14 protein-coding genes are annotated in these 20,646 nt (G+C 57.6%); 8 read left to right on the forward strand and 6 right to left on the reverse strand.

Annotated features, from left to right (window positions below):
- Positions 1 to 111 precede the first annotated feature (111 nt).
- Complete coding sequence (locus TU74_RS01755) at positions 112 to 3,522, reverse strand: dermonecrotic toxin domain-containing protein (protein ID WP_157315131.1); 3,411 nt, start codon at positions 3,520 to 3,522, stop codon at positions 112 to 114.
- Between the two features lie 323 nt (positions 3,523 to 3,845).
- On the opposite strand from TU74_RS01755, the gene TU74_RS01760 reads away from it, so the two are divergent.
- Complete coding sequence (locus TU74_RS01760; RefSeq protein WP_047274435.1) at positions 3,846 to 4,058, forward strand: DUF2970 domain-containing protein; 213 nt, start codon at positions 3,846 to 3,848, stop codon at positions 4,056 to 4,058.
- On the opposite strand, the gene TU74_RS01765 is transcribed toward TU74_RS01760, so the two are convergent.
- Positions 4,040 to 5,146 (reverse strand): ABC transporter substrate-binding protein, encoded by a 1,107-nt coding sequence (locus tag TU74_RS01765; RefSeq protein ID WP_048374760.1) that lies wholly within the window; start codon positions 5,144 to 5,146, stop codon positions 4,040 to 4,042. The two genes, TU74_RS01760 and TU74_RS01765, sit on opposite strands and share 19 nt — an antisense overlap.
- A 483-nt stretch (positions 5,147 to 5,629) precedes the next feature.
- Here TU74_RS01765 and TU74_RS01770 point away from each other — a divergent pair, with 483 nt between their 5' ends.
- Positions 5,630 to 7,288 (forward strand): nitrite/sulfite reductase, encoded by a 1,659-nt coding sequence (locus TU74_RS01770; RefSeq protein WP_047274431.1) that lies wholly within the window; start codon positions 5,630 to 5,632, stop codon positions 7,286 to 7,288.
- A complete protein-coding gene (locus TU74_RS01775; RefSeq protein WP_047293470.1) occupies positions 7,272 to 7,766 on the forward strand; it encodes a DUF934 domain-containing protein in 495 nt (164 codons plus the stop codon). The genes TU74_RS01770 and TU74_RS01775 overlap by 17 nt, the downstream gene beginning before the upstream one ends.
- A 56-nt stretch (positions 7,767 to 7,822) precedes the next feature.
- Here the strand turns inward: TU74_RS01775 and TU74_RS01780 are convergent, their stop codons facing one another.
- Both TU74_RS01780 and sohB read right to left on the reverse strand, forming a co-directional pair.
- Entirely contained in the window at positions 7,823 to 12,934 is a 5,112-nt protein-coding gene (locus TU74_RS01780) for an NEL-type E3 ubiquitin ligase domain-containing protein (protein ID WP_048374762.1), read from the reverse strand.
- 162 nt (positions 12,935 to 13,096) lie between these two features.
- On the reverse strand, positions 13,097 to 14,119 hold the full coding sequence (sohB, locus tag TU74_RS01785) for a protease SohB (RefSeq protein WP_048374764.1): 1,023 nt from the start codon (positions 14,117 to 14,119) through the stop codon (positions 13,097 to 13,099).
- 206 nt (positions 14,120 to 14,325) lie between these two features.
- Between sohB and TU74_RS01790 the strand changes: the two genes are divergently transcribed.
- From TU74_RS01790 to TU74_RS01810, 5 genes are all read left to right on the forward strand, one after another.
- Entirely contained in the window at positions 14,326 to 15,039 is a 714-nt protein-coding gene (locus TU74_RS01790; RefSeq protein ID WP_048374766.1) for a histidine phosphatase family protein, read from the forward strand.
- Positions 15,040 to 15,094: 55 nt separating this feature from the next.
- Positions 15,095 to 15,409 (forward strand): SCP2 sterol-binding domain-containing protein, encoded by a 315-nt coding sequence (locus TU74_RS01795; protein WP_048374768.1) that lies wholly within the window; start codon positions 15,095 to 15,097, stop codon positions 15,407 to 15,409.
- Positions 15,410 to 15,609: 200 nt separating this feature from the next.
- Positions 15,610 to 16,677 carry a phosphotransferase family protein gene (locus TU74_RS01800; RefSeq protein WP_048374770.1) on the forward strand — a complete coding sequence of 356 codons (1,068 nt, stop codon included), beginning with the start codon at positions 15,610 to 15,612 and terminating at the stop codon, positions 16,675 to 16,677.
- 24 nt (positions 16,678 to 16,701) lie between these two features.
- Positions 16,702 to 17,469 carry an SDR family oxidoreductase gene (locus tag TU74_RS01805; protein ID WP_048374772.1) on the forward strand — a complete coding sequence of 256 codons (768 nt, stop codon included), beginning with the start codon at positions 16,702 to 16,704 and terminating at the stop codon, positions 17,467 to 17,469.
- Between the two features lie 93 nt (positions 17,470 to 17,562).
- Positions 17,563 to 18,672: a Gfo/Idh/MocA family protein gene (locus tag TU74_RS01810; protein ID WP_048374775.1), complete on the forward strand. Its 1,110-nt coding sequence runs from the start codon at positions 17,563 to 17,565 to the stop codon at positions 18,670 to 18,672.
- Here the strand turns inward: TU74_RS01810 and TU74_RS01815 are convergent.
- Both TU74_RS01815 and TU74_RS01820 read right to left on the reverse strand, forming a co-directional pair.
- A complete protein-coding gene (locus tag TU74_RS01815) occupies positions 18,669 to 19,742 on the reverse strand; it encodes an NAD(P)H-dependent flavin oxidoreductase (protein WP_048374776.1) in 1,074 nt (357 codons plus the stop codon). The two genes, TU74_RS01810 and TU74_RS01815, sit on opposite strands and share 4 nt — an antisense overlap.
- Positions 19,739 to 20,644: an enoyl-CoA hydratase gene (locus TU74_RS01820; protein ID WP_047293485.1), complete on the reverse strand. Its 906-nt coding sequence runs from the start codon at positions 20,642 to 20,644 to the stop codon at positions 19,739 to 19,741. Before TU74_RS01820 ends, TU74_RS01815 begins: the two co-directional genes overlap by 4 nt.
- Positions 20,645 to 20,646 lie beyond the last annotated feature (2 nt).

The following is a 20,646-nucleotide window of genomic DNA, read 5'->3' on the forward strand; positions in this document are numbered from 1 at the left end:
AGATATCTGCAACCAGATCCCAGGCTGCGTCGGGGAGTTCATACCGCTTTGCCATCTTGGCCTCCTGGCTTTAATGGCGGTGTATTTTACAGAAAATCGTATTTCTTGGGTTTACGTACAGAGCCTAAGAAAAGAACCGTTGTACTCCGGCATCATGCGTTTGAAACAATCCAGCGTATAAAGATCGACCCACTGTCGCATATCAGCCAAATGAAAAGCATTGCCTTGCAAGTACCCATAGGTTTTAAGAACGGATTGTTCTTCAATCCGTGACCAGTTCAAACGCAGGCCGCGCCACAACCGTTCGTGACCAGAATATAACTCCACCGGTACGTCACGCAGTGTGCAAGCATGCATGTCCAGCTGTTCAAGATGCGGTAAGTCCAACACACCCTGGGGCCAACTTGAATACTGTTGACTTGCAACCTGCAATTCACGCAGTTCATGCAGACTGCTGACGTCCAGAGATTCCAGGCTACCCCGCACCGTCAGGCGTTGAAGTTGATTCATGGAGGTCAGTTGACGCATAAACTCCGGCGAGAATGCACTTTCCAAACTTGAGACGGATAGCGCTTTGAGTTGGGGTAATGCCGCAATTTTATGGATGACCGACATCATGTCGCGCTCTTCGAGCTCCAGGCCCAGTTCGAGGCCCTTGATACCGGGAAATATCCTGATAATTGTTTCACCCGAATTGGCCAGCAACAGTGATCCTGTGCCTTTGAGGGTGCGTACATGTGAAAAGTCCGCCGTCAGTTCCGGTAACGCGTCCACATCACCTAAATCAAGGGTCGCGTAGGGTTCTTGAGCACGGAAAAAACCTTGGCGCCAGCAATGGATGACCTTTTCCATGACTGATCTTCGCGCCAACGCTTGCCCGGAATTGCCGGGCACCTCCGCCCAACGTGCCAATGTCGCCGCTAATGCATCCGATTCACGCGCTCGAGTGTTCAGAAAGTGAAATACCTGCTGATCGGTGTGGCCTCCTCGCAATCGTTCCTGAATGAAATCAAGGGCCAACTCGTCGTCAACATTCGGATAGACCTCCCGCAGCCTGACCACCAACGAGTTCTCGACACTCAAATGCCCTCCTCTGCCGGATAAGCTGTAACCAAAACCGCTACGCCCACTTCTTGTCGAGGGTTGTGTCCGGGGAGAAACGGTCTGCAGGACATCCTCCATCTCAGCTCGATGCGACGTCGCATATCGGCCTATGGCGTAGGTCTGTTCGACACTTTCCATACCCGCACTTTCCGGCACCTTCGTCAGGACATAGTTCTTTATTCGGGCAGTGTCTGCACTGATCGGCCCGGCCTGATATATACCTGCCAGCGCCCGATTCAGGCGGCCTGTCTGAGCGTAACGTCGACACTGGTCATCGATACGCCATGTAGAGCGCCCCTTGCGAAGACTGGACAGGTCGCGCGCGCCTGCGGACATGACGATTTCACGGGCCGATGACTCGGACAGGTTCAGGCTTTTGAATCGTTGAAGCAGTAACTTCACTTCGGGGGACGACGGCGCACCGGGTTCAACGACGGGACCCACCGTGAACAGGTCAAGCACATCAGCCAATGCTGCCGGAACGGGTAAGTCGTCAAGGTACATTTTGCGCAGGGAGTCGTCGCTCACACCGCTGATTTCACCTGAACGGGCAAGAGTTTCGTCATCAAACAGTCGGACTTTGTAGCCCAGTCGCCGCAATAAGGTCTGGCGGTCCCACGTTAAAGGGCGCTCATGCGCAAAACGCCAGGCACCGTCATGGTTGTGCTTGAGTACAGGTTGATAGGCCTCACTGTCAGAGGGATGTTTGACCCGCCATGTGTTGAGTTCCTGATCGAAAACTTGCTCATACAAATGCTGATCAATCTGGACCCAGGTGTTGCCGTTGATCGTGTATTGACCCAATGCATTGGGTTGCTCCACACCCAGCGTCAACTCGGCCTGATAAGAGGCCAGGTCCGGCTTCCACAAACGGGTTTTACCTTGCGGCGAGACAATGGCGGTGACACTTTCAGTCCACCTGCTCAACGCGCCGGACGGGATCTTGCTGATGCCATACCCGGCTCCGGCAATGGCGACGCCAACCCCAACGTTGATGGCCACGGATTCCAGATGCGCCCATGCGCCGTCCATATCCCCGACGCTGAACGCCTCCAAGCCGTGATAGACCTCCAGGCCGATCTGCAAGGCCATCACGGCCATCATGACCTCGCCCACGCCCGGAATAAAAAACACCGCCGCATTGAGCACGTCCATCCCCAAGCCGGCGTAATACTCCAGGCGTTCGCGCAGTAATTTGCTGTCAGCATCCGCGGTGGGCACCGCCAGCACCCGCGCGTTGGCTTTGATGCGTGCCACATGCAGCGCGTTTAACGCAAAGAACAGATTGGCCGGGGTGCTGCTTATATAGGTTTGGCCCATACGAAGACTGACGTCATCACTGTAAACCGGCGGTTCTTTTCCTTTGGGATCTGGCGCTTTGCTATACAGCTGGTAGTTAAGCCGTTTCAGAAAAGCCTGGGCATCACCTTGCGGCACCAAATTCGCAAACAACTGCTGATAGGCCGGGGTTCGCAGATGAACCGCCAGGGCATGTTCAAAGGCTTCAAGGGACGCATACTCCATGAGTTGATCCGTCGCAGCGCCCGGAATGTATACCACCAGCGGTTCGATTTTCGACGTTGTAAACACGGGTAAGTCTACCCCTATGGGCGTGTTCACTATTTGCGTCTCGGGCAGCCAGGACCGATAGGGCCCTATCAGCAGCACATCGGCGATGGTGAAGCCATACAGACTCAGTTGGCTAAACACCACAGGCTTGCCACCGAGCAGGGGGACAGGCAGCCCCTTCACGACATCCGACACGCATCGATACGCGTCTTCACTGATGTGTTTCTGGATCAAGGCCGCGTGCAACCGTACTTCAAGCAGTTCTTTTTGCGCCTGCACCATTTGCGCGCGCAGTTTTGATCCGTTCTGCGGGCTGTCAAACACTTCGCTCAAGTGATCCTGGTATTGCTGCCCGAGGTCCAGCGCCCTGCAAATACTCGAGAAGGTTTGCGGTTTCATAGGCAGCGTTTCGCGATAGCTGAAACCGTCGGGGGCATGAAGGTTATTCAGCTCATCTTCCATCTTGGCCACACCAAAACCACTTCCCTTGACCAGCGCGTCGGCGAGCATCGAATAAGGAATGCCGCTCCCATTTTTTTCGGGCATGGCCGGCAACGACCCTGAAGGTGCTATCGCGCTGGTTCGACCACGCACCAGCCGTGTGAAGTCTTCGTTGCCTTCAAAATTGAGCAGCGCGGCCTGTAACAAGCTCTGCTCCTGCACGGGTTGGTCACGCTGCAGGTAAAACAAACAGTCTTTGTTTATATCCAGCGCCCGGCCCGTTGTGTGGTGACTCTGCAGGGCCAATTGAAGGCGTGGCTCGGCAAACTTTGTGATGCCCTTAAGCACTTTCAGGTGCTGAGCCAAACGCAGCGTTGCCTGCCGGCTGCGCACCTGACTGCTGTGCAAAGCCTCACGCAGCCAGGGTGGCGCGTCGGCCAAATGAGTGTCGGGTAAAGGTTCGTGCCCCAGCACAGCACCCGCACGCAGACGAACTAAATCCTTGCGGTGGCTGTGTTTTATCCAGGCCGGCAGTTTTTCTTCAATAAAGGCTGCGTGAGGACCTAGTCCATTAGCCGTTGAAATGTCTGTCACTGAGTCTCTCCTGATAACTCATCAAATAGAGCATCAGTAGATACAAAGCCTCAGTGCTGACGGTGGTAACGGGCTACCCCTTTTGCGGGGTTGACTATCATCTAGGGAGACACTCCACTCCGGCCTGCGAGGTCCTTATGGAAAGCCCCGAAAAACCGCCCACCTTTTGGCAAGTGCTGCACAGCGTGATGGCCGCTGCGTTCGGCGTGCAAAGTGGCAAAAACAGAACACGCGACTTCACTCACGGTAAACCCGGTCAGTTCTTGCTGCTGGGCTTGCTGTTTACCGGGGTATTTGCGTTGACGCTGTTCGCAATCGTCAAACTGGTGCTTCACTTTGCCGGGGTCTGAGGCCTGTGCAGCAGGCTATCGAGCGTGAACGGGTAGCGGTAATTCGCGGGTTTACCCTGCGCGGAGAGCGACGTGAAGGGCAGGTTGAACGCCTGGCTGCGTATGACTTTGAGTAAAGTGGCCGCCTGTTCGGCATTGAGCAACTGCAACACCGGAACCTGCCGGTCTCGCCCACCGAGGCGCTTGAAATCAACGCCTTTGCTGTGGTCGTTCAACAACACCATCGCCCAGCCACCGAGGGTGAAATGCCCTGCCACCAGCGCACTGAGCCGCCCGCTGATCCGAGATTCAAGGGCAGGAATAGAGCTGTTGACCGCGCTGAACAGGACATCGCTGCCCGGGGTGTGCCCGGCTTCTTGCGCCGCGCGCATGGCGCCGAAGGCCATTTCATCATTGGCCGACCACACCAGCGCTGTGTCGGGGTAACGCTTGAACAACAGCCGGGCCTGTTCGTACGCCCGCTGCTGGTTCCATTCGCCATAGACCATCTGCCGCAAACGCACCTGAGGGTGTTCGCTCAAGGCCCGCTTCATGCCTTTTTCGCGCCAGCGTGAAGCCGGGGTGTTTTTTACCCCTGAGAAGGCCAAGAGGTCCAGGGTGTGCCCCGGTTCAATAGGCCCGCGCTGACGAATCAACTCCTTGAGCATCAGGTAACCGCCCTCTTCATCATTGGTCACCATACTCCCGAGCCAGCCGGCGTACTGGGCATCATCCGGACCGATCAACTGCGCCTGCTCACGGGTCAAGCCATTGTTGACCATGAATAGCTTCACGCCGCTGCCTTGAGACAGGCGCAAAATTTGCGGGGCAATGTACTGTTCGTTGACGAAGATCAGATAGTCAGGGCGGTGCTGGCCCTGCAAGGCCGTGCGCGCCTGTTCGATCGCGCGCTCGGGGGAGCGTTGGGAATATTGCACCTCAAGCTGCATGCCTAAATCGCGAGCAGCCGCCTGCATGAACGTCGAATAACTGACCCAGAAGGTCTCATCCGTGTAGCCGGGGTTCAGGAAAAGCACCGTGGCGCCCTGCACCGCCATCGAAAACGGCAAGCACAGCAACACCAGGCAATGGTTGAAAACCTTTCGCATTGAAACCCGCCCCCGGAAATTGAGCCACATAATAACTGGCACAATACCATCAGACACGCGGGTGACCATCGTATGGCGCGACAGTCAGCAGCGCCGGGGGGCTACCGGAGAATACGCGGGGGGACGATTTATTGGTGGCTGACCCAAAACACCGCCGTTGCCACCACCAGAATAATCATGAACAGAATGGCCCACGCATCGACCTTGCTGTCACTTTTACGTGCCTTGACTGGAGTGCTCATCGCATCGCCTTTTTGGAATGTTATGGGTGAATGCTTGAAGACGTCCTGTCAGTTAAGTCCAGCAATCCCCACAAGACAAGTAAGTGATTGAGAATCAGCCTCTTATAGTCTTTTTGGTTCTTTCCATATGCTTAAACATCACTTTTGCGCATAACTGCAAACTGGTATCGTGCCTCGCTCCGTGGGGAGTGCGCGGCCGTGCGCGCAGATAAGCTGTTAGCAGCCTGAGAACAGGACCTATATGTACGTATATGACGAGTACGATCAGCGGATCATCGAGGACCGCGTCAAGCAGTTCCGTGATCAGACCCGACGCTACCTGGCAGGTGAGCTGAGCGAAGAAGAATTCCGCCCTCTGCGCCTGCAAAATGGCCTGTATGTTCAGCGTTTTGCACCCATGTTGCGGGTCGCTGTGCCCTATGGCCAACTGACCTCGCGCCAGGCGCGGATGATGGCCAAGATTGCCCGCGACTACGACAAGGGCTACGCCCACATCAGTACTCGCCAGAATGTGCAGTTCAACTGGCCTGCGCTGGAAGACGTGCCGGACATTCTGGAAGAACTGGCCACTGTGCAGATGCACGCCATTCAGACCAGCGGCAACTGCCTGCGCAACGTCACCACCGACCAGTTTGCCGGTGTTGCCGCCGACGAACTGATCGACTCCCGCCCGTGGTGTGAAATCGTGCGTCAGTGGACGACGTTCCACCCCGAATTCGCCTATTTGCCACGCAAATTCAAGATCGCCATCAATGGCTCGGCCTCTGACCGCGCCGCCATTGAAGTGCACGACATCGGCTTGGAACCGGTGTTCAATGAGGCCGGTGAATTGGGCTTCCGTGTGCTGGTAGGCGGCGGTTTGGGCCGTACGCCGGTGGTCGGTGCGTTCATCAATGAATTCTTGCCGTGGCAAGACTTGCTGAGCTACCTCGAGTCCATCCTGCGGGTTTACAACCGCTACGGTCGCCGCGATAACAAGTACAAGGCGCGTATCAAGATTCTGGTCAAGGCGCTGACCCCTGAAGTCTTCGCGCAACGCGTTGAAGCCGAAATGGTGCACTTGCGCGGGGGGTCAACCACCCTGACCGAAGCCGAAGTGCAACGGATCGCCAAGCATTTTGTGGATCCGGAGTACAAAGACTTGCCCGATTTCAGCGCCGAGCTGGCTGAACTCGACAAACAACACCCCGGATTCGCCCGCTGGCGCACCCGCAATACCCTGGCGCACAAGAAGCCGGGCTATGTGGCCGTGACGCTGTCGCTCAAGCCCACCGGCGTCGCGCCGGGTGATGTGACCGACAAGCAGTGGGACGCGATTGCCGACATGGCCGACCGCTACAGCTTCGGCCAACTGCGCACCTCTCACGAACAGAACATCATCCTGGCCGATGTCGAAGAAAGCCAGTTGTTCACCATGTGGGGCGAGTTGCGCGAACACGGTTTCGCCACGCCGAACATCGGCCTGCTGACCGACATGATTTGCTGCCCTGGCGGCGATTTCTGCTCGCTGGCCAACGCCAAATCCATCCCGATTGCCGAATCCATCCAGCGCCGCTTTGAAGACCTGGACTATCTGTTCGACATCGGTGAGCTGGACCTGAATATTTCCGGTTGCATGAACGCCTGTGGCCACCACCACGTCGGTCATATCGGCATCTTGGGCGTCGATAAAAAAGGCGCCGAGTTCTATCAGGTCTCGCTGGGCGGCAGTGCCAGCCGTGATGCCAGCTTGGGGAAAATCCTCGGCCCCTCGTTCGCCCAGGACGACATGCCGGATGTGATTGAAAAGCTGATCGACGTCTATGTTGAAAAACGTACCGAAGACGAGCGCTTCATCGACACCTACCAACGTATTGGCATCGATCCCTTCAAGGAGCGCGTCTATGCAGCGAATCATTAAGAACAACGAAGTGATCGATGAAACCTGGCACTTGCTGCCCAAGGACGCGAGCTTCGACGCCATCCCCAATTGCGATGATCTGATCGTGCCGCTGGCCCTGTGGCGCGAGCATGCTCACGCACTCAAAGCCCGCGATGGCGGTTTGGGCGTCTGGCTGGACAGCGATGAAGAAGCCGAAGAAATCGGCGAAGACGTGAACAGTTTTCAGGTCATTGCCCTGAACTTCCCCGCCTTCACCGATGGCCGCAGCTATTCGAATGCACGCTTGCTGCGTGATCGCTACCGCTATAAAGGCGAATTGCGCGCCATTGGTGATGTACTGCGTGATCAGCTTTTCTACCTGCATCGCTGTGGCTTTGATGCGTTTGCCATTCGCGCCGACAAAGACCCCTACGAAGCGCTCGAAGGCCTTAAGGACTTCAGCGTGACCTATCAGGCGTCAACGGATGAGCCTCAACCGCTGTTCCGGCGTCGTTAATCCCTGAATAAACGCTGGCCCCGGGCATTGAACGCCTTGGCGCCAGCGTCACACGCTCAACGCCCCGGTGGTTGCAACATTGCCATCAGGCGCGGGTTTTCAGCAATTTCCTGCTCAGTCAATCGCGTCACCAACGCCAACCGTGCGTCTTCCCTCTCCCCCACGATTTCCTGTGATTGCGTAACGTAGTCGCTGCTGGACATGCCTTCGCGCGTTGCGAAAAGCGCCGCCATCCGCTCATCTTGAGCCTCGTCCGAGCGAAAGAACGTTTCCTGGTATTTAAGCCTGAGACAGTTTTGCCAGTAATCGCGAGCAATGAGCGAGGCTTTCAAGGCCTCAGGGGATTCCTTGCTCATGACATAGGCCTTGGCCTCTTGCAACTCGGCCGGTGTCACGCTCGCCACATTTTCGAAGAACATGCTTCGCGGCCTGGCGGGCAAGCCCAGCTCTTGCGCCAGATGCACCTGGTAATACATCTGTACTTCCAACGGATCAATGTGCGCAATGCGCTCTTGCAGCCATCGCGGGCTCAGAATCTCGGCCAATTGCAGCGCTTCTGGCGTACCCAGCCGATACGCCACGCCTTGACACTCTTGCGCCGACATTTCACTCAAGGGCTGCTCGGCAAAGTCAGGGCTGACCTCATCAATCAACTGCTGCAAACGTTGGACTGCGTTAATCGGTCGCGCACTGATTTGAGCAATCCGCTGAGCAATGACCGTGTCCACATGCTGATTAAGCGACTCAATGCGCAATAAGCCCCGGGTCAAATCCAGCAATTGTTCTTCGGTATTAAGGCCGTGCTCAGCCAAATAGATTTGAAGTTGCAGTTCAAGATCAGCAAACACCATGGCAATGCCGTCGACGCAGGTTCGGGGCTGACTGCTTATATCAAACAACCATGTACGAAGCCCCGTGTTCTGATGCATCGCGTCTAGCAGTGACCATACGCGCTGACTTAAATCCCCGTAATTACGTGAAAACTGGGCGGACGCGCTTAAATCCTCGAGTATCCGAAAAAAATCACGACCATTGTTCTCAGCCCATAAGGCATTCCACACCGCCAACTGCTCATCGCTTGGCGGCTGCGCCCAGCGCTGAAGACCCCGAGGGGCCGACACATGCTGGCGAGATATCCAGATACCGAAGTTGATCTGTTCCTCCAGCCGATACACATAGAGACGGCGTAAAGAGTCGGCGCTCAAAGGGTTGTCGTGTAAAAAAGTCACGCGATTGACCGCGTTGCGCGCAGGCGACAGCACCTCGGAAGGCACATGGCTGATCGCGTTATCGCGCAAATCAACCACTTGCAGGTGTTGAAGCCTTTCAATGCCTTCGGGCCATTGATCAATTCCGGTATAACGCAACTGCAGGTGTTCAAGGCCGGACAACCGCCCCACCGACAACCGCATGCCCAATCCGTTGCCGGTCAGGTTGAGAGACTTTAGCCGGGTCAGGCTGGCCAGTGTCTGATGGGCGGACGCGGTCAACGTAATGTGGTTGCCCTGAAGGTTCAACACTGTCAGCTCACTCATGTCTGCAATGGCAGCGGGTAGCTCGATCAATTCGCTGTTCTTCAAGGTCAACGCGCGAAGTTGTTTGAACTTGCCCAAAAATGACGCAGGAAAGTGGCCTGAGGGTGAGTGACGCACATTCAGGGTATGGATGTGAGAAAAGTCCGCGGATAACTCAGGCAGACAATCAACGGGCCAGCCATCCAGATCCAGTTCGTAGCCAAAGTGGCCCCCAATCTGGTTGTGCGGCGTCTGGCGCCGCCAAGCTTGTATCAGGGCCCGGCGCATCGACTTCTTGACCTGAGTCGACACTTTGAACCGCGGCGCGTTGTGGGGCGCGCTCCACACCTCGGACGCCACCCAACTGTCGAGATCGACGCGCAGGCTTTGTAACTCACCCCTGAGGCTGACCAGCCTGCGGGTAATTTGAGCGGGACTGAGGTTCAAGCGATACATAAAATGACCGGCCTGCGCCTCGCTCATTGAGGGGTAAAGCTCAAGTAACTGATCTTTGAGTAATGGCGGCCGTTCTTGAGGCAGTAAACGCCCTGAGCGGCCACCCAGCGGGTAGCCCAGGCGCCCATCGGCCAATCGCAAAGGCGACTTGATCCACGGTTTTATCGTGTGTAAGCCCAAGGCTTGGGCGCTTAGGGAGCGATGCCGGTTCGCGACCGTCGCCACCTTGAGGGTGAACGCCTCATAGGGGGCAGCCGCAGGCAGCATCAACCCCGTGCGTTCTTCGTTTGATAGCGCTTCAAAAATGCACCTGAGCAAGGACGCATGCCTGAATGTCTCGCCCTCGGCAAACCCAAAATATTCATAGTGATCACCGCTCTTGAACACCTCACGCGCAGACGTCACTAACGGGCTTCCAAACGTTTCAATCACGTGCCCGGTGCTTTTGTCTCGTACAACAAGGCGTAAGTTCCTGGGCCAACCCGGGACAGAAGGCAGAATTTTACGGGCCACTTTTAAACTGTCGTCGCTGCTGAGCGAGTCAAACAGCAACCCTTCAATCGCACGGCTCATGCGCACGGATTGAACGTAGTGCCGCGCCTCCTCCAGCACCACGAGCGGGAGCCGCCCTTCGCTGCGAATCAGCGCCACCTGCTCAGGTGACAAGTGCTCTACCAACTCCTCGACCACGGCAGCGGGCAAACTGGAAAATTGTTGTTGTATCAGGGCGCCGATCGAAGACGTTGCCTGTGTTTCGGTGTACAGACTCAAGAACAGGGCTTTCTCTGTGGCTTGCGCAAAGGCCCCCAAGCGTTGCGCCAGCGCCTGAACCTGCTGCTCGCCAGCGACTTCACGCCCCAGTAACTGGGTGATCTGTGTCTGGGACAAACAGTCGAGGGTCACTTTCAGCAGGTCCCTGTGTGCGATCTGCGCTTCGGTCACTTGCAGCCTCGGGATCCTGGAGACCAGGTCATTGCCGTACTCCCTGAAGAGCACGCCATCATTTTCAACCACACGCAGTACTCGATCTGCTGGCCATCCCGGCAGCTGGGTAATCAGCCGTAACTGAAGATCAGCGTCGGCTGCCAGACGGCCTGCGCCGTTTTTCATCCGGGTGACGAAGGTCTTGATTTTCTCGACCAGCGCGGCACGTTTCAGACTGTCCACCCACAAAGCGGGGGCCGGCAGTTGTTCAAGCACCACATGCCTTAAGGTTGCATCAGACAGATTCGAGATCATCATCACCTTATCAAGCGTGGTGGTTGATAAGGCTTGGGCGTCCCCCCCCATGCGCCGGAATAATTGTGCGCGGTCCCAATACAGGGGATCGTCCAGTTCATGCGTCCAGATGCCTTGATGGTTATGACGCAACTTGACCTTGTACGCACGCCCATCAGAAGGATGTTTCAAGTAGAAACGGTCTGTGCCGGGCTCCATTGCAACCCTATATACCTGGTCATCCAATTTGATATACGTGCGTTGATTAACCGTAAAAATACCGCGCTCATCCGCTGTAATGCCCTCCAGGGAAATCTTTTTAACTTCGTAGCCGGCAAGGTCAGGTTTCCATAACTTACTGACTCCCCGTTCAATCCTCACGGGCACCAACGCATCTACAGGCGCAGGGGCCTGCAAGGCTTTGGCGACCCCTACCGTTCCCGCCAGTAACGCCACGTTTTGGGCAACATCGAAGAGGTAAGTGATCGCTGTGTACTTGTCATTTCTTTCCCATGCATGAATACCCGCAAAGACTTCTTCCCCCAGCTCAATCACGCTGATGGCCAGGAGCACCTGGCCCAGTACCGGCACAAACCCCAGTGCCAATCCAAACAAACTGATCCCGATATTCAAATACATCGCCTGACGCTCAACGCGCGCCCGCTGGTCTTCGTCTTCGGTCGGCACGACCAATACACTGGCGTCGTCTTTGATTTGAGCCAGTTGCTGCTGCCATGCCACTTCAAAGGGGTTTTCGCTTTTAAGGTTGTAGTGGGAGTTTGTAAATAAAGCCGGTTCGTAAATGATGGGTGGGCGTCGTAGCAACAACGAATCCCACGTGGCATGCCTGATATGCGTGCGGCGCACAAACTCGGCACGATGGCGTAAGGGAACGCGCGTTATGAAATATTCGGCAAATTGAGGATTTTTTAACCATTCGCGTAAGTGAATCTGGAAGGCATTAAACGTTTCAAACTCGTAGAAACAACGCTCGGGCGCTTGTGGCAGATAGACTACACACGGCTGAACGTTGTGACTGGCTTTGCGCAACGGCAATACGATAATGACCCCCGTCACTTCGAAATCGAGTATCTGGAAGGTTCCACACATGGCCGGCCCGGTCGTAAACACCGAGGGCTGTGCGGCCAGCAAATTATCCATGAAGCGGTAAATGCCGGGGCTCACAAACCCCTTCATGAACTCCATATGCAACGCACATGAAAACTCATGGCGTACATCGTCACTGAAGGCCTGCATGTTTTTAAAGGCCTGGGAACGAGGGTCTGTCATGGGCCATTGGTTTTCTACAGGCCTGAATTGGCGGTCCAGATGCAGTTGGTATTGAAACCCCAAATTCAGATCACGGCTGATTTGTGCAAATTTCTCCGGTGTCAGATCGGGGTTAATCACCTCCGACTTATTGCTTGCAATGCCGTAGATATAAGAGCCCGGGTCAAAGCCACCGGCACGTGTTTCCGACTCGTCAAAGTTCTGCATGGCGGCCTGCAACAGACTGTGGTGCGAAATACTGGACACCAGATTCAGTTCCAGCGACTCAGGAATCAGTGCGTCCGGCATTAAGGAACGTGCAGCCGTATCGACCAACTTGACCTGATAACGCGCAATAAAGACCAATAAGTTGTTGACCAGGTGCACTTGTTTTAACGCATGGGTCTTTACATCCAGATCACTCCACCCATACACCGATAGCGCCAGTTTCAGCAGGGGTTCGCAGAACTGTTCGATGGGCTTGATGGCGGCCAGAATCCCGGATGTTATCTGCTGCGTCTCATGCCTGAGCTGCAAGCTCTTTTTCAAGGACTGGCGAACGGACTCCGGCGCGTTGACGAACCAGCCGGGTAACAAGGTTGAGACAAGGGTTTCGTATTTATTTTCGGCGGGTGCCTGCAACAGACGTTTTGACGTTTGCGTCATCTGCCTGACTGCATTGGAAGGGGTAGAGCCATTGATCGTTGCCATTACCAAAGCCTGTCTTCTAATAAGACGTTCAGCTTAAGCACAGGCTTTTGCGGCAATGAGTTAGATAGTTAGTGGTCCCCCACTCGCGCTCTGACGCCTCAGCGCCGACCACTGAGGTTGACATGGCCCGCTGTACCCACAGGCACGGCAGGCCACAGTGGGTTACCAGAAACGGTTCTGGGTCACACGCGCCCAGAGCGAATCCACGACACGCTCGACGGAAGAACTGGCGGCCAGCCCCACACGCTCTTGCAGGCTTTTACGCTGGGCAAAGTGCAAATGATAAAGCTGCGCAGTCTTGGCACGCTCCGACAAATACTCATCGCTGGTTTTCAATTCATCCACCAAGCGCTTTTCAACCGCCGCCACACCCAGCCATACCTCGCCCGTGGCAACTTCATCGATGGCCAATTGTGGGCGGTATTGCGCGACGAAGTTCTTGAACAGTTGATGCGTGATGTCCAGGTCCTGCTGAAACTTCTCACGCCCCTTTTCAGTGTTTTCGCCAAACACGGTCAACGTGCGCTTGTACTCGCCAGCGGTCAGTACTTCGTAATCAATGTCGTGCTTTTTCAACAGTCGATTGACGTTAGGCAACTGCGCGACCACACCGATCGAACCGAGGATTGCGAAAGGCGCGCTGATGATTTTGGCCCCAATGCAAGCCATCATGTAGCCACCACTGGCGGCCACTTTATCGATACACACCGTCAGCGGAATGCCCGCCTGACGAATCCGCGCCAACTGCGACGAGGCCAGACCATAGCTGTGTACCATGCCGCCGCCGCTTTCCAGCCGCAGTACCACTTCATCGGCCGGGGTGGCCAGGGTCAGCAAGGCGGTGATCTCGTGACGCAGGCTTTCAGTGGCAGAGGCCTTGATATCGCCATCGAAATCGAGGACGAACACTCGTGGCTTTTCATCAGGCTGTTTCTTCAGCTTCTTTTCAGCCTTGCTGCTGTCTTTGCGCAAGGTCTTCAACTGATCCTTGGTCAACAGTGACTGTTGCAAACGCTCGCGCAAACCTTTGTAAAAGTCATTCAATTTGGTGACGTGCAGTTGCCCCGTCGAACGTCGGCGCCCTTTGCCGCGCACGACAGCCAGCGTGACCAGCACCACCAGGATCGCAACCACTATCGTCACTGTTTTCGCCAAAAAACTGGCGTAATCGGCAAGAAATTCCACAGACACTCCTTCAAACGAGGCCACCCCGGACGTCCGGGTGGCGTAATGGGGCTCAGCATACCGGCGCCAATCGGTGGCTGCCAGCCGTGAAACGCTGCGTCGACACGTGCCGGGCGCAATTCAAACAAGCGTATGTTTTTTCATTGACAGCTCCCCGCCTTGCTCCTAACCTCGCCTGACTTTCAACGTACCGGGGCAAAGCGGACGTGGGCAGCATCTATCTAATAAGACATGGCCAAGCCTCTTTCGGCGCTGAGGACTACGACGTGCTGTCGCCACTGGGTGTGCGCCAGGCGCAAATCGTCGGCCAGCATCTGGTTGACCTCGGCCTGCGCTTTGACCGTTGCCTGTCCGGCGATCTTTCCCGCCAGCAAGACACCGCCCGCCACGCCCTGCAGCAATTCAGCGTAACCGGGCTCGCCACCCCCGCACTGGAAGTTGACCCGGCCTTTAATGAATTCGATGCGTTCGGCGTGCTCAGCGCGCTGCTGCCAGGCTTGTTGCCGGATGAGCCCCATGCCGTGGCAGCCTTGACCCATGCAGCCCATGACCCGGCCGAATTCCAGCGGATATTTGACCTGATTGTGGCGCGCTGGGTCAGCGGCACCTGGGACACCCCTGAACTCGAAAGCTGGCTGGCCTTTGTCGAACGCGTCCAAGGCGGGCTCAACCGGTTGCTGGATCACGCCCAGGCCAGCCAGCACACCATCGCCGTGTTCACCTCCGGCGGCACCATCACCGCCCTGCTCCACCTGTTGACCCGAATTCCCGCCAGCGAAGCCTTCAAGCTCACCTGGCACATTGCGAACACCTCGCTCAGCCGCCTCTCGTTTCAAGGCCGCGAGGTCACACTGGCTTCCTTTAACAGTCACCTGCATTTGCAACTGTTGAAGACGCCGTCACTCATCACCTATCGTTGAGCGCCGGCAACCGCGACCCACGGGTCGCCGTACCCCACCACAAAAGGATCGAACCATGACGTCTGTAGCTGATGCCGTTCAAGCAATGAAAGCCAAATTCAACCCAGCCGCTGCTGCCGGCCTGGACCTGGTATTCGGCTTTCGCATTGATGACACCCAGAACTTTTCGCTGATCGTCAAAGACAGCACCTGCGAACTGAAGGAAGGCGAAAACCCGGACGCACAAGTCACTCTGGTGATGGACGGCGAAACCCTGGAAGGCATCGTCAGCGGTGAAACCGACGGCATGCAAGCGTTCATGGGCGGCAAACTGCGCGCTGAAGGCGACATGATGCTGGCGATGAAACTGAGCGAACTGTTCCCAAGCTAAGTTTCGCGCATGTCAAAAAAACCGAAGCCCACGCAGCTTCGGTTTTTTTTGCGCTTCACAGTGGGCGCCTTGCTATCAGACACGCTGATCGGCCACTAACACCCGCGTCTATTAAGGCCGCCCGCGGCTTGTTGTCGACGGGGCGGCCCATTAGATTAGCGAATGTTGTCCGGCCTCAAAAATAAGCAGAAGAGATAGCCATGGCGCTCACCGACTCGTCTACCCGTATCCGCTCTGGCGAAGAACTCGACGCCAGCCAGATTGACCTGTACCTGAAGGCCCACATCCCGGGGCTTGGCGGTGAGCCCCGCATCAGCCAGTTCCCCGGTGGCGCATCCAACCTCACGTACCTGATCGAGTACCCCGGCCACGAACTGGTGCTGCGCCGCCCACCGTTTGGCCATAAAGCCAAGTCTGCCCATGACATGGGCCGTGAGTACCGCATTCTCAATCACCTTAAGGACGCCTTCCCCTACTGCCCCAAGGCCTATGCCCATTGCACCGACACGTCGCTGATCGGCAGCGAGTTCTATGTCATGCAACGGGTCAAAGGGATCATCTTGCGCTCGGAATTGCCCGCGGAACTCACCCTCACGGCCGACAACACCGGCGCCCTGTGCCGCAGCTTTATCGACACCCTGGTCGAGCTGCACAAGGTGGATTACACCGCGTGCGGCCTGGCCGACCTGGGCAAGCCTGAAGGTTATGTGCAACGCCAGATCAGCGGCTGGTGCGACCGTTACGAAAAGGCGCTGACCCCGGATGCGCCGCACTGGGAAACCGTCAAGGCGTGGCTCAATGCGCACCTGCCGCCCGATCACCCGACGCCTGCCATCGTTCACAACGATTACCGCTTCGACAACGTCATCCTCGACCCGCACAACCCCAGGCAGATCATTGGCGTACTGGACTGGGAGCTCACCACACTCGGCGACCCTCTGATGGACCTGGGCAACACCCTCGCCTACTGGATTGAGGCCAATGACCCGCCGGAGGTGCAGCGGATGCGGCGCCAACCGAGCCATGCGCCGGGGATGTTGACCCGCCGCGAATTCGTCGATTACTACGCAGAACGCGCCGGGATTCAGATCGATAACTACGATTTCTACTACACCTATGGGCTATTCCGTCTGGCAGGCATCGTGCAGCAGATCTACTACCGCTTCTACCACGGCCAAACGCAGGACAAACGCTTCGCCCAGTTCGTCCACATGAACGCCTTGTTGGAGCACATGAGCCTCAAGGTCATCGAGCGCTCCAGCCTCTAAGCCCCCGAACACGAAGGATTCCGCATGACCCGCACTCACTTGTTTGACCTTGATGGCAAAATCGCTTTCGTGTCCGGCGCCAGCCGCGGTATCGGTGAGGCCATTGCCCACTTGCTGGCCCGCCAGGGGGCGCATGTCATCGTCTCCAGCCGCACGCTGGAGAACTGTCAACCCGTGGCCGACGCGATCATCGCCGCCGGGGGCAAAGCCACCGCCATGGCCTGCCACATCGGTGAGCTGGAGCAGATACAACAGGCCTTCGCGCGCATCCGTGACGATTTCGGCCGCCTCGACATTCTGGTCAACAACGCGGCCACCAATCCGCAGTTTTGCCATGTGCTGGACACCGACCCGAGTGCCTTCCAGAAAACCGTCGACGTGAACATTCGCGGCTATTTCTTCATGTCGGTCGAAGCCGGCAAACTGATGCGCGAACACGGCGGCGGCAGCATCATCAATGTCGCCTCCATCAATGGCGTCTCGCCGGGCGCCTTTCAGGGCGTGTACTCGATGACCAAAGCCGCGGTCATCAACATGACCAAAGTGTTTGCCAAGGAATGCGCGCCTTTGGGCATTCGTTGCAACGCCTTGCTGCCCGGCCTGACGGACACCAAATTCGCCTCGGCGCTGGTCAAGAACGACGCGATTCTCAAGGGCGTCTTGCAACAGATCCCGCTCAACCGCGTGGCCAATCCTGAAGAAATGGCAGGCGCCGTGCTGTACCTGGCCAGCGATGCCTCCACCTACACCACGGGCGTTTCGTTGAATGTGGACGGTGGGTTCTTGTCCTGAACAATCCGATAATTTAATTCCACCGATTGCATTTTCGGAAATTTAATTCCATAAAGGTACTTCCTTACAATAAAACATCCAAAGGAAGTTGCCATGCGTTCACTGGGAATAGGTCTGATCGGCACCGGCTTTATGGGGCGCGCCCATGCGCTGGCGTTCCGCAATGTCAGCGCAGCATTCGAACTGCCGGTGCACCTGCGCCTGGCTGCCGTGGCCGATGCAGACGCCGAACGGGCGCAACAGTGCGCTTCGGCCTGGGGGTTTGAACGCGCCCGCAGCGACTGGCAGCAGTTAATCAGCGATCCCAAGGTCGACCTGGTGGCCATCACCACCCCCAACCACTTGCATTTCCCCATGGCGATGGCTGCCATCGCGGCGGGCAAGGCCGTGTACTGCGAGAAGCCCCTGGCGGTCAGCCTGCAACAAGCCGATGACATGCGTCAGGCCGCGCGGGCTGCAGGCGTGGTCACGCGGGTCGGTTACAACTACCAGCACAATCCGGTGTTGGTGCAGGCACGCGAAATGATCGCGCGAGGCGAGCTAGGGCGGCTCATCAGCTTTGCAGGGGAGTTCAGCGAAGACTTCATGGCCGACCCGGCCTTGCCCTGGTCATGGCGCTGCGAAGCCGAACATGCCGGGGGAGCGTTGGCAGATCTGGGCAGTCACGTGCTGGCCCTCGCCCGCTACCTGATGGGCGACGTCGAGGCGGTGTGCGCCGACAGCCAGACCGTCCACCCGCTGCGACCCGCCAGTCATACCGACCCGCGGCACACACCGATCCACGTGGACGACCAGACTCACGCGTTGTTGCGCTTTCGCAATGGCGCCCGCGGCAGCGTCAGCAGCAGTTGGCTCAAACACGGCTACAAAAACCACCTGAGCGTCGAAATCAGCGGCACCCTGGGCACGCTCAGGTTCGATCAGGAACGCCTGAACGAACTGCACGTGTGCCTGCAAGGACAATCAGGTTTCGAGCGCCGGCTGTCCGGCCCTGACTTGCCGGGCTATGCCGCCTTCAGCCCGGCGGCGGGGCATCAACTGGGTTACAACGAGCTGAAAACCCTCGAAGTCCACGCCGTGATTCAAGCCTGCGCCGGCGTGCCCGCCCCCGGCCCGGATTTCGAAGAAGCCTGGCAAGTGGAGCGCCTGGCCGCCGCCATCCGCCGCGCAGCACAGGAGCAGCGCTGGGTCAGCCTCGATTAACGGGGATACGGCGTGCTGACGGCCCGCAAACAGCGCTCAGCCTCCTGCGCCATCTCCTCAATCACCTGCTGGCAGCTTTTCAGCTCGCCAATCGCCGCCGCCACCTGTCCGCTGGGCAATATGCCTTCATCCGGCACGCCGTCGACCATCGAGCGCTGTAAGAGCACCGGCTGGTTGGCGGCCATCACGGTTTGCGACAGCGCGCCGGGGTCTTCTTTGACCGACTGGGCAAACACCCCGAGCATGTGCCGCAGGCTCATGCCGGTCTGTTGCTTCCATTGCCAGGCACTGCCCAGCGCAATGCGTAAACGGCCAAACGCACTGGCACGCTCCAGCCGGTTGATAAAGGCATTTTCAATCATCCGGTGACGCATGCCGTCCACGGCAGTGGTGACCCGAATCTGCTGCGGGTCGTTGACCTTGAGGTAACGCTCCAGGGTCTGCACCGGCGTGGGGGATTCACGGGTCATGAGAAACCGCGTGCCCATGGCAACCCCCGCTGCACCGCACGCCAGCGCACTGGCCAGGCCGCGCCCGGTGGAGTAGCCGCCCGCGGCAATCACCGGCACCTGCACCGCATCCAGCACCTGTGGCAGCAAGATGGTGCCCGGTACGCCGCCGGTGTGGCCGCCGCCCTCGCCGCCCTGCACGGTGACCATGTCAGCGCCCAGTTCCACGGCCTTGATCGCATGCTTGAGGGCGCCCACCGTGGGAATGCACAACACCCCGGCGCGTTTGAAACGATCAATGGTCTGCAGGTCGGGACCGCGCCCATAACTCACCGCACGCAGGCGGTATTCAATGGCCAAGTCCACGCACTGCGCGGCATTGTCCTGAAACATATGAAAGTTAAGACCGAAGTTGCTACCGCCCGTGGCCTCGATCACCCGTTGAATTTCACCCTCCAGTTGATCGGCAGCGATCGTCGCTCCGGCCAAAAAACCAAAGGCTCCCGCCTGGGTGCTGGCGATCACCAGATTAGCGTCCGCCACCCAGCCCATGGCGGTTTGCACAATCGGATAACGGCAGCCCAGCGCCTGGGTCAACGCCGTGTTCAGGTAGTCACTCATCGGCGTTCACCCGCAGCAGCCTTGTTGGCGTCGGCCATGGCCTTGGCATCGAAACCGCCCAGTTTGTCACCGGACAGCAGTTCGTTGTGGCTATGGGCGAAGTGATGCCACGCGAACACTGCGTCCATCGCCGTGCGCTTGCCCTGCAAGTCCTCGACGTGGTTGATCGCTTGCTTGGTCAGGGCCAGCCCCATGCGCGGCTGCCGGGCGATGGCTGCGGCCAGCGCGTAGGTCCCGGCCTCCAGTTCCTCCCGGCTGAACAGGCGATTGACCATGCCCATTTGATAAGCACGCTCGGCGCTCATCCGGTCTCCGGTGAACAGAAATTCCTTGGCAATGCGCGGGTTGAGTTCGTACGGATGAGCGAAATACTCCACCCCCGGAATCCCCATGCGGACCACCGGGTCCTGGAAAAAAGCATCGTCACTGGCCACGATCAAATCGCACACCCAGGCCAGCATCAGCCCACCCGCAATACACGCGCCCTGCACCATGGCGATGGTCGGTTTGGGCACCTCGCGCCAGCGCCGGCACATGCCCAGGTAAACCTCCTGCTCGCGGGCATACAAATACTCCCCGCCGGGCTTGTTGGTGTGATCCCACCACAGGTGGGCACGCTCGAATGGCTTGTTGATGTCGCGCCCCGGCGTGCCGATGTCGTGCCCGGCCGAAAAGTGCTTGCCATTGGCCCGCAGCACGATGACCTTGACCGCGTCATCGTTGACCGCACGCCTGAACGCATCGTCCAGTGCATAGGTCATTTGCGAGTTCTGCGCGTTGTTCACCGTCGGCCGGTTCAGCGTCACACTGGCCACGCCCTCGACCACCGCGTACAACACCGGCTCATCGGTTTCATACACAGCGCTGTCAACGCGCTGCACAAATTCACTGTCGATGCTCATAA

The organism is Pseudomonas lundensis (assembly GCF_001042985.1).
Lineage (GTDB): Bacteria > Pseudomonadota > Gammaproteobacteria > Pseudomonadales > Pseudomonadaceae > Aquipseudomonas > Aquipseudomonas lundensis.